Source organism: Microbulbifer variabilis ATCC 700307, assembly GCF_000380565.1.
GTDB lineage: Bacteria > Pseudomonadota > Gammaproteobacteria > Pseudomonadales > Cellvibrionaceae > Microbulbifer > Microbulbifer variabilis.
On record NZ_AQYJ01000024.1, the window covers coordinates 415,411 to 424,303 of the forward strand.

The window sequence follows — 8,893 nt, forward strand, 5'->3', positions numbered from 1 at the left end:
GAGCTAGAAGGGCACGCGCTTTGAATAGCAGCTGGGGTCCATTTCCCGCACTTCTACCGAGACCGCAGGCACGCCATCGGCGAATTGGCACAGGCAATTGAACACTGCCGAGCTCAGTGCTTCTCGCTCCCTGGAGCTGCGGCCTTCCAATAGCCGGATTTCGGCATGGATAAAGCTGCTGCCATTATCGCCGGCGATAAATTGCTCGTAAGCCTTGGCACGGGTCTTGATGTTGTGCGACGCAAATAGCCCGGAGCGGTTCATTGCCTCCTGTGCGGAGCTGACCAGGGCGGCAACGGAAATCCTGTCTTCCAGATTCTTCGCATACTCTATGATCAGGTGGGGCATAGCAATTCACTCCGTGAACATTGGCGGCTCTTTTTGAGCCGCTCTGTGCTGGTGAGTCGACCCTGTTACTGGCGGAGCAGGGAGAGGAACTCGTTGCGCGTAGCCTGGTTACTGCGGAAAGTACCGAGCATTGCCGAAGTCTTCATCACAGAGTTCTGTTTTTCCACTCCGCGCATCATCATGCACATGTGTTTGGCTTCGATGATAACACCGACACCGGCAGCACCAGTGACGTTTAGCAGGGTCTCGGCGATCTCGACAGTAAGCTGCTCCTGGATCTGCAGGCGGCGCGCAAACATGTCGACAATACGTGCTACCTTGGACAGGCCAACAACCTTGCCATTGGGAATATAGGCTACGTGGGCGCGGCCGATAAATGGCAACAGGTGGTGCTCACACAGGGAATAGAGTTCGATATCCTTAACGAGCACCATCTCACTGCAGTCGGAGGGGAAGAGTGCATCGTTGACCACGTCTTCGACGGTCTGTCTGTAGCCGCGGGTCAGGTATTCCATGGCCTTGGCGGCGCGCTCAGGGGTGTCCTTGAGTCCTGGGCGTTGCGGATCTTCGCCGATTGCTTCAATAATTCGCGCGTAGTGTTCGTTCATGCTGCTCTTTCCAACATCTCAGCCCGAAGGGCGGGTGCGCTACCCTAAGCGTTTGTAACCCGAGAGTAAAGATCCGCGCGGACCCAGAGGCCTGTTGACACCAGTTTGATAGCCAGTGCCAGGGGCCATTTTTTGTTCGGGAAGGCAGATGGAGTGAGGCCTAGTTACTCTACATAAACGACAGATAAAGCAGTTGGGCGGAGAAATGGTCTAGGCCCTTTGGGTGCATCTATAAAATAGCTACTCAGCGTTACTCGTCGCTTATTTGGAATAACCAAATTACACTCCTCGGGCCTTGATTGGCGCTTCTATAGCAACAACAGAGGCCATCCAATGAGTCACAATAGGCCCTGATGAGATACATAGTTAAGGATAGATTCGATGATAGAAAGGCGTGAATCCAGCCTGCACGAGCTGACCACGGTTTTGGACTACATTCGCTGGGGCACCAGCAGATTCCATGAGGCTGGTCTTTGGTATGGTCATGGCACCGATAACGCCTGGGATGAGGCGATATTGCTTGTCACCCACGCGCTGCACCTGCCACCTTATAGTAAGCCGGAGATATTGCAGGCACGCCTGACGATGGAGGAGCGTCGCGATGTGCTCACTATCCTGGAGCGACGCTTTACCGAGCGGGTACCAGCTGCCTATTTGACCCATGAAGCGCACTTCTGCGATATGACTTTCTATGTGGATGATCGGGTGCTGGTACCTCGATCGCCTATTGGGGAGATGATACGGCACAACTTCCAGCCCTGGCTCAAGGTAGAGCCCTTGGCGATTTTGGATCTTTGTTGTGGAAGTGGCTGTATCGGAATTGCCTGCGCAGAAGCTTTCCCTGAAGCGCGGGTCGACCTGAGCGATATCTCTGAGGGTGCCATAGAAGTTGCGCAAATTAACATTAATCGCCACAACTTGAATGAGCGCGTGCGCGCTGTACAGTCGGACCTTTTCGCCGGCCTGAAGGGGTTCAGCTATGAGCTGATTGTCTGTAACCCGCCCTATGTAGATGCTCGTGACCTGGCAGAAATGCCAGAAGAATTCCGCGCAGAGCCAGAAATCGCCCTGGGTTCAGGAGAGGACGGTTTGGATTTTACCCGTCGCCTGTTGCGAGAGGCTGCCAATCATCTGCAGCCAGAGGGTTTGCTGGTTTGTGAAGTGGGCAATAGCTGGGAGGCATTGGAACAAGCTTTCCCCGAGGTACCCTTTATGTGGCCTGAGTTTGAGGATGGAGGCCACGGTGTCTTTGTCATCAGCCGCGAAGAACTGCTCGCTTACCAACCTTACTTCGAAAAAGAGTAATTTCTTTTGCCAACCCGGCAATCTACATTGCCGGGTTTGTTATTGGAGCCAGATGCGCGGAGCAATTGTGCTTTTTGTTCTTGGCCGCGTGCTGGGCCCCGGGGTTCCTTTATAATGTGCGGCTTCACTTGAGGCCAACTCCTGTTTAACCACCTACTAGCTGGAAAAGTCGTCTATGTCGGGCAATACCTTTGGCAAGTTGTTTTGTGTCACCACCTTTGGCGAAAGCCATGGGCCCGCCCTGGGCTGTATTGTTGATGGCTGCCCTCCGGGCCTGGAGATTAGCGAAGAGGAGATTCAGTTAGAGCTGGATCGCCGCAAGCCCGGTACTTCCCGTTATACCACCCAGCGCCGCGAGCCCGACCAGGTAAAAATACTCTCCGGTGTTTTCGAGGGGAAAACCACCGGCACGCCCATTGGCCTATTAATTGAAAATACCGATCAGCGCTCCAAGGACTACAGTAATATCGCCGAGCAGGTAAGACCGGCCCATGCCGATTTCACCTACTGGCAGAAATACGGCATTCGTGATTACCGTGGGGGTGGCCGTTCTTCCGCCAGGGAAACTGCTATGCGGGTTGCCGCCGGGGCCATTGCCAAAAAATGGTTGAAGCAAAAATACGGCATTGAAGTGCGAGGCTACCTCTCTCAACTGGGCCCGATTAAGGTACAAAAACTGGATTGGGAGCAAGTGGAACTTAATCCCTTTTTCTGCCCGGATGCAGAGCGAGTTCCTGAAATGGAAGCCTATATGCAAGACCTGATCAAAGAGGGAAATTCCATTGGTGCGCGCATCTCAGTGCACGCCAGCGGTGTACCAGCTGGCTTGGGTGAGCCTATTTTTGACCGCCTGGATGCAGACCTTGCCCACGGCCTGATGAGTATTAATGCGGTAAAAGGCGTGGAAATTGGAGCGGGCTTTGACTGCGTGGAGCAGAAAGGCACCGAGCACCGGGATGAAATCACCCCAGAGGATGGCTTCCTATCGAATAATGCTGGTGGCGTGCTAGGGGGCATTTCCAGTGGTCAGGATATAATTGCCCATATCGCTCTAAAACCAACTTCTAGCCTGCGTATTCCAGGGCGCAGTGTCGACCGGTCTGGCAACCCTATTGAAGTAGTTACCAAGGGCCGCCACGATCCTTGTGTGGGAATACGTGCGACACCTATTGCGGAAGCCATGATGGCTCTTACACTTATCGACCATGCCCTGCGTCATCGCGCACAAAATGGTGATGTAACACCTGGGTAGTTCGAGCGCTCCTGATCTTTAGCTATAGGGATACCGCAAGAGCCGGTATCCAATGCCTTAGCCGTTAACATACAGTAAAGAAATTAAGGAGCCTCTAATTTAACCCAAGGCCCCATTAAAATAGTTAGCTCCGGTCTCCTTAATTTTATTAATACTACGAAGGCGGTCTGAGGGGCTTAATACGCCTTTGTTACCACGATTCACTACATGGGTGTCAATTTCAGTAGTGTTAATGTCAGAGTGCCCCAATAATTCCTGGATAGTGCGTAGATCGTAACCAGCTTCGAGTAAATGTGTGGCAAAGCTATGCCGGAATGCGTGGCAGCGTGCCGGTTTATTGATTCCCGCCTTTCTCACAGCACTATTTACCTGGCGTGTCAATGTGGATGAGTGTATATGGTGTCTTCGGTATATGCCTGAACGGGGACATTTACTGATAGTGTTAGCAGGAAACAGGTATTGCCAAGCAAGTTGTTTGGCGGCTCTGGGGTATTTGCGATCGAGTGCATCCGGCAGATAAACTAAACCGTAGCCGGTCAGTAAATCCTGCTGATGAAGAAGAGATACATATTTAATTTGACGTTGTAGATCTTGGATTATTCCCTGTGGAAGAGGGGTAGTTCGATTCTTATTTCCTTTTCCACCGCGGACAAAAATATTATTGCTACCAAAGTCCACATCTTTTATTCGGAGAGATAGTAATTCGGCACTACGAAGCCCTGAGCCATACATCAGCTCAATCTATAATCTGAAGACCCCCTGTAAATGACTCAGAACCGTAGCCACTTCTTCACGACTGTAAACAACAGGCAGCCGCCGTTGTCTCTTGGCAATCGTAAAATCCAAGTCTGGGATGTCCTTACCTAAGAACTGCTTGTAGAGATAAGCAATAGCATTCAATGCCACTCTTTGAGTATTGGATGCGCGGAGATCATGAACAGCGAGATGGGTAAGGAAAGTCTCAACTTCAGCCGGCCCCATACCGGCAGGATGCTTCAATCGATTAAAGTGAATAAACCGCTTTATCCAATGCGTGTAAGTTTGCTCTGTTCGGTACGATAGTCCCTGCTTGCGAATATGCTGACGTAAAATATCCATAAAACGTTCTGGTTTAGGGGGTAGCTTAGGGCGAATATCATCCATGACAATTTCTTCCAGCTGTTTTTTTATACAGTATTTGGTGTTTTTCTGGATTGTCAATACCTAAGATCAAAAGCAGCTGCACATATCCACAGTAATATGAGCGTTAACTTATTGATTTTGAATGATTTACATCTGTGATCAAAAGCAACAAAATAACAAAATATGATGCAGCTGCAATATATCCACTTGAGTATTACTATGTCATTGACGCCCAACTCCCTGATTTATAAATATCTTTCCTGGCTTTGGTAATTTCTTATCTTGGGATATATTGTCAGATGATATAATGCAGCTGCTTTTGAATACACTGTTATGTTTCAGGGTTGGGTTAATTACTAATGTGTAAATGGTTTCTAATGAGCTCTTCGTTTCCCAACTTAAACTGGGCAAGGTTGCGGTTAATCAATGACAAATATAAAGTCTATGATATGGATGGAAAGTACCATTATTTCTCGACCGAGGCTGAAGCAAAAGCTTGGTTAGCAGAAGATGAGTTTGTTTCTCTCGAGGGCATAGATCTACAAGACGCTGTCGAATATGATATTGATTTAGAGTGGCTCGTTCCTCCAAAGGCTTCGAGCGAGTTAGAATTAAAAGAACTTATGTATGTGAAAAAAACATAACAAGGCAATCCAGCCGGAACCGAAACTCCGTGCTTCAATTTATGTTTTCATTGCATTACAACATAAATTAAATCACTCCGTTTCGGTCCGCTGATTGGGGCGTTATGCAAATCTAGAGAATCAGAATGGCTTGTACTGAAACCTACGCTACGTTAAGGATATTTTCAGATGAAATGCACCCTGACGATATCGAAAAGCATATAGGTATCAAATCGACGGATTCGGTGCCTAGAGATCTTAATTCAAAATATAAATCCAGAAGAGAGTTTAATTTTTGGTCTAGAACTACCGAAAATGATTTGAACTCTACAGATAATGTGGAACATTTGGAGTTTTTGCTTTCACTACTCAAAGGTAAAGAAAGCCGCCTTTCATTCCTTCAAGATTCAGGCTGTATGACAGATATATTTTGCCGTTGGGATTCAACTGGACAAGGTGGGCCTAGCCTAAGTGTGGCAATGATGAATGAGCTCGTAAAATTGGGGTTAAGTGTTTCTTGGGATATGTACTTTGACGACGAAGATAATGCATAACAAAGCAAACCAGCATCAGTCGCTGTGCTCCTTGGACAGCCTTGCCGTCGCTTTTTTATGCTTGGCTTCGCCATTTTAGCATAAAAAAATCAACAACAAGTCTGCCGCTGTTTGCGGCGTTATGTGCTCAAGGAGATCGTGTGAAATTTAGAGATGACTACGGGGTGTATGTTTGCCCACATGTATTTGATGGCTCTAGACCTGTTTTAGATTCTTGTAGAGATACGGATGGTAGTTGGCAGTTTTTATGTGGCGTTCAGGAATGTATGGAAAACAGTGAGCCAAGATTCATAGGTGTAGGCCATCTAATAAAGAGAGATGAAAGCATAAATGACCTTACAGTTTTGGAACCAGGTACTTATGCTGAAAGAAAAAGCATAAATGCTGAGTGGACTTTTGGTAAGCTTGAAGATTAGTTCAGGTACGCACACAACAAGCGAGTGCAATCTGACCTCCGGCCACTGTCACGTTTTGTGCGTTCCGCACAAAAAGCGCCAGTAGCCTCCGGCAGTTGACGCGGGCGTTAACCGTATATGAGCCTTACCATTGAGCAAGAAATAGCACGAACGAAAAAGTTGATATCTGCCGCGAAGTCAGTAGTGTCTGGGCAGGTAGGAATTACTATCGGTTCTAAATCAGTGTCGAACAAACTTTACTGGCTAGGGCCGGAATGGGAAGAAAGATATCCAATATTTAAGGAGTTTCATTCAGCTTTGCCACTAGATATTCCAGTGGGTGTAGAGCGTCTTGAGTGGAACCCGGACCTTCTTCTTGAGCTAGACCCAGTTTTAGCCGAAATAGAATTTAAATTTCGTCCGCGTATACTTGAGGCTTGTATAGCCATTATCAGGCAACACGATTAACAAGTTACTGCATCCGACAACCTACACTCCGCTCGCTTTGTACTGTACGCTACGCTAGCACAAAGCGGCTCCATTCCGGTGGCGGCTGAGTAAGGCGTTATACGAAAGGAAAGTATGAGCAAAGATTGGGACAGATATACAGATAGAGATAAAGATGAACTGGCAGAAAGTTGGTTTACTGAATGTGAGCACAATGACATGGATGTTTGCTTCTATCGAGATCTAATGTGCCAAATGTACGTTGAAGCCAGTGATAATTTTATTTGGAGTTTTATTCACAGAGCTTTAGTAATCGCTCATAAAGATAGTGATCTGGAGCAATTGGCTGCTGGACCAATGGAACACTTCCTCGCTAAATATGGTGATGAGTGGATTGATGAAATAGAGATGGTAGCCAGTAAACATTACCGCTTTGCGCGTCTGCTCACTGGGTCATGGAAAACATCTACGTCGGATCATGTGTGGCGCCGAGTTGAAGCAATTCAGGAAAAAGTGCATGATCCATTGCCATGGTAGCGCAGCGTATAACAAGCCAAGGCTGTCGGACGCTTCGCGCCGCAGCTTGGGGCGTTAGGCATCAGCGATGATTGAAGATTGGAGTGAATTGATAGAAATTTTTGGAGAGAATGATGGTTCTCTACCCGATATTGAAATAGCCAATCTTACGGCTGAGGAAGTAATTCTAGGATATGAGATTCTAAGAAATCACGCGGGATGCATATCTTCGGAAAATACTTATTATTGGTCTGTATCGAAGCAATGTGAGGTTCCGATCTCATTAGAAGATAACCCTTCGGAACTGGTTGTGTCCGGTGAAGCTGAACCTTTTCATCTTTGTTTCGGAAATGTAAAAAGTCCGAGCGGCAAAGAGCTACCGGAACTTGGCTTGTTCGTGTTCTCTAACAGCCTCGCGCTAGATTATCGCATGGGGCCGGAATGGAATCAGGATGCAATAGAAGGTTTGTTTGAATTGATATCGGCCATCACAAAGAAATCACAGAACTTCGAAATTGAGCACAAGGCGAACATAAACGACCATGATGGTTCAATTTTTAAATCGCATTGGGCAGCGTACCAAAATGCCTAACAAGGCAAGGCAGGCGGATGCGCTTACAGCGCACCGCTGCTTGCAACGTTATGTGCCAATAAGAAGGAGTCAAGTTGAACTGGATTAGAATATTAAAATTTTCGATATTACTATTTATTTCGCTTACTACACTTTCAACTTGTATAAGCTATTTTTGGGGAATCTCTGCTTTAGAATATGGAAAATCCAAGGAGTTCTTTTTATTAAGCTATGGTGCATCTAGTCTTTTATCTATCGTAATATTGAGTATTTTAGCTAAGAAACAGGAAGATTTTACGTTTCTTCATTGTACTATTACTTGTGTCATTTGTTGGTTATTTAGCACTGCTACTTTGGCAATTTTATTAGAAACAATCTATTACCCTAAAACATGGATAATCGATGCCCCAATAACAATTGTAGAAATATCAATTGCTACATTAATTGGAGTAATGATTAGAAGAGTAAATTCATTAAGGCTGACTCAAGGTGCAAACACATAACCAGCACAGGCATGTTCGCCCTTCGGGCTGGACCTCCGCAAACTGTCACTTTTCTTGCTTCGCAAAAAAAGCGCCATTTTGCTACGGCCCATGCTATGGGCGTTAGGTGTAAGACTTACCCACGTTTAGTAGACACCCTGTATAGTTAGGTTTAGTCCTAACACGAAGGTGTATCATGGGTAAGAAAAGAACTCAGGCGTATACGGAGGAGTTCCGTAGAGAAGCAGTTAAGAGAGCGGAAAAGCCTGGAGCAACAACGGCCTCCGTGGCACGAGAGCTAGGCGTCAGCGCACAGCAGATCTATAACTGGCGTCGTCAATTTAATCGACTGTCTGATAAGCAGTTCAATAGTTTAGACGGCGTCAACTATTCCAAACAGGAAAGCGCTGAAGTTCGCAAGCTCAAGAAGGAACTGCATGAAGCACGTCAGGAGGTTGAATTTCTAAAAAAGGCAGCTGCGTACTTTGCGAACCACCAAGAGTAAAGTACGCACTGATACAAGAGCATGTAGGGTCATTCCCGGTTAGCTTGATGTGTCGGTGCTTAGAAGTCTCAAGATCGGGTTATTATCGATGGCGAGGGCGGTTGCCATCTCCTCGCACGATTAGAAAGATACGAACAATCGAGAAAATCCGAGAGACGTTTACTG

General features: G+C 47.0%; 14 protein-coding genes. 10 read left to right on the plus strand and 4 right to left on the minus strand.

From position 1 onward, the window contains the following. Positions 1-3 precede the first annotated feature (3 nt). The gene (locus tag G367_RS0108690) at positions 4-348 is read right to left on the minus strand and encodes a 5-carboxymethyl-2-hydroxymuconate Delta-isomerase (protein WP_020412733.1); all 345 of its coding nucleotides are present in this window, start codon (positions 346-348) and stop codon (positions 4-6) included. Positions 349-413: 65 nt separating this feature from the next. Further along, on the minus strand, positions 414-956 hold the full coding sequence (gene folE, locus G367_RS0108695; protein WP_020412734.1) for a GTP cyclohydrolase I FolE: 543 nt from the start codon (positions 954-956) through the stop codon (positions 414-416). Between the two features lie 381 nt (positions 957-1,337). On the opposite strand from folE, the gene prmB reads away from it, so the two are divergent. After that, entirely contained in the window at positions 1,338-2,261 is a 924-nt protein-coding gene (prmB, locus tag G367_RS0108700; RefSeq protein WP_020412735.1) for a 50S ribosomal protein L3 N(5)-glutamine methyltransferase, read from the plus strand. 175 nt (positions 2,262-2,436) lie between these two features. Continuing rightward, positions 2,437-3,513 carry a chorismate synthase gene (aroC, locus tag G367_RS0108705; RefSeq protein WP_020412736.1) on the plus strand — a complete coding sequence of 359 codons (1,077 nt, stop codon included), beginning with the start codon at positions 2,437-2,439 and terminating at the stop codon, positions 3,511-3,513. Between the two features lie 99 nt (positions 3,514-3,612). Here aroC and G367_RS26765 read toward each other — a convergent pair whose 3' ends face one another. Beyond that, positions 3,613-4,245 carry an integron integrase gene (locus G367_RS26765; protein WP_020412737.1) on the minus strand — a complete coding sequence of 211 codons (633 nt, stop codon included), beginning with the start codon at positions 4,243-4,245 and terminating at the stop codon, positions 3,613-3,615. 9 nt (positions 4,246-4,254) lie between these two features. Beyond that, positions 4,255-4,656: a site-specific integrase gene (locus G367_RS26770; protein ID WP_020412738.1), complete on the minus strand. Its 402-nt coding sequence runs from the start codon at positions 4,654-4,656 to the stop codon at positions 4,255-4,257. A gap of 428 nt (positions 4,657-5,084) precedes the next feature. On the opposite strand from G367_RS26770, the gene G367_RS0108715 reads away from it, so the two are divergent. From G367_RS0108715 to G367_RS0108745, 8 genes are all read left to right on the plus strand, one after another. Then, positions 5,085-5,279: a hypothetical protein gene (locus tag G367_RS0108715; protein WP_157533420.1), complete on the plus strand. Its 195-nt coding sequence runs from the start codon at positions 5,085-5,087 to the stop codon at positions 5,277-5,279. A gap of 125 nt (positions 5,280-5,404) precedes the next feature. Next, positions 5,405-5,812, plus strand: coding sequence for a DUF4279 domain-containing protein (locus G367_RS0108720; protein WP_020412740.1), 408 nt, complete (start codon positions 5,405-5,407; stop codon positions 5,810-5,812). Between the two features lie 140 nt (positions 5,813-5,952). After that, positions 5,953-6,228 (plus strand): hypothetical protein, encoded by a 276-nt coding sequence (locus tag G367_RS0108725; protein WP_020411641.1) that lies wholly within the window; start codon positions 5,953-5,955, stop codon positions 6,226-6,228. A gap of 117 nt (positions 6,229-6,345) precedes the next feature. Beyond that, complete coding sequence (locus tag G367_RS0108730; RefSeq protein WP_020412741.1) at positions 6,346-6,675, plus strand: hypothetical protein; 330 nt, start codon at positions 6,346-6,348, stop codon at positions 6,673-6,675. A 114-nt stretch (positions 6,676-6,789) separates the two neighbouring features. After that, positions 6,790-7,191 (plus strand): DUF6869 domain-containing protein, encoded by a 402-nt coding sequence (locus G367_RS23415; RefSeq protein ID WP_020412742.1) that lies wholly within the window; start codon positions 6,790-6,792, stop codon positions 7,189-7,191. Between the two features lie 67 nt (positions 7,192-7,258). Beyond that, positions 7,259-7,762, plus strand: a complete 504-nt coding sequence (locus G367_RS0108740) for a hypothetical protein (protein ID WP_020412743.1) — start codon at positions 7,259-7,261, stop codon at positions 7,760-7,762. A gap of 74 nt (positions 7,763-7,836) precedes the next feature. Further along, positions 7,837-8,244, plus strand: coding sequence for a hypothetical protein (locus tag G367_RS26100; protein ID WP_157533421.1), 408 nt, complete (start codon positions 7,837-7,839; stop codon positions 8,242-8,244). Between the two features lie 175 nt (positions 8,245-8,419). After that, the gene (locus G367_RS0108745; RefSeq protein ID WP_020412744.1) at positions 8,420-8,728 is read left to right on the plus strand and encodes a transposase; all 309 of its coding nucleotides are present in this window, start codon (positions 8,420-8,422) and stop codon (positions 8,726-8,728) included. Positions 8,729-8,893: the final 165 nt, after the last annotated feature.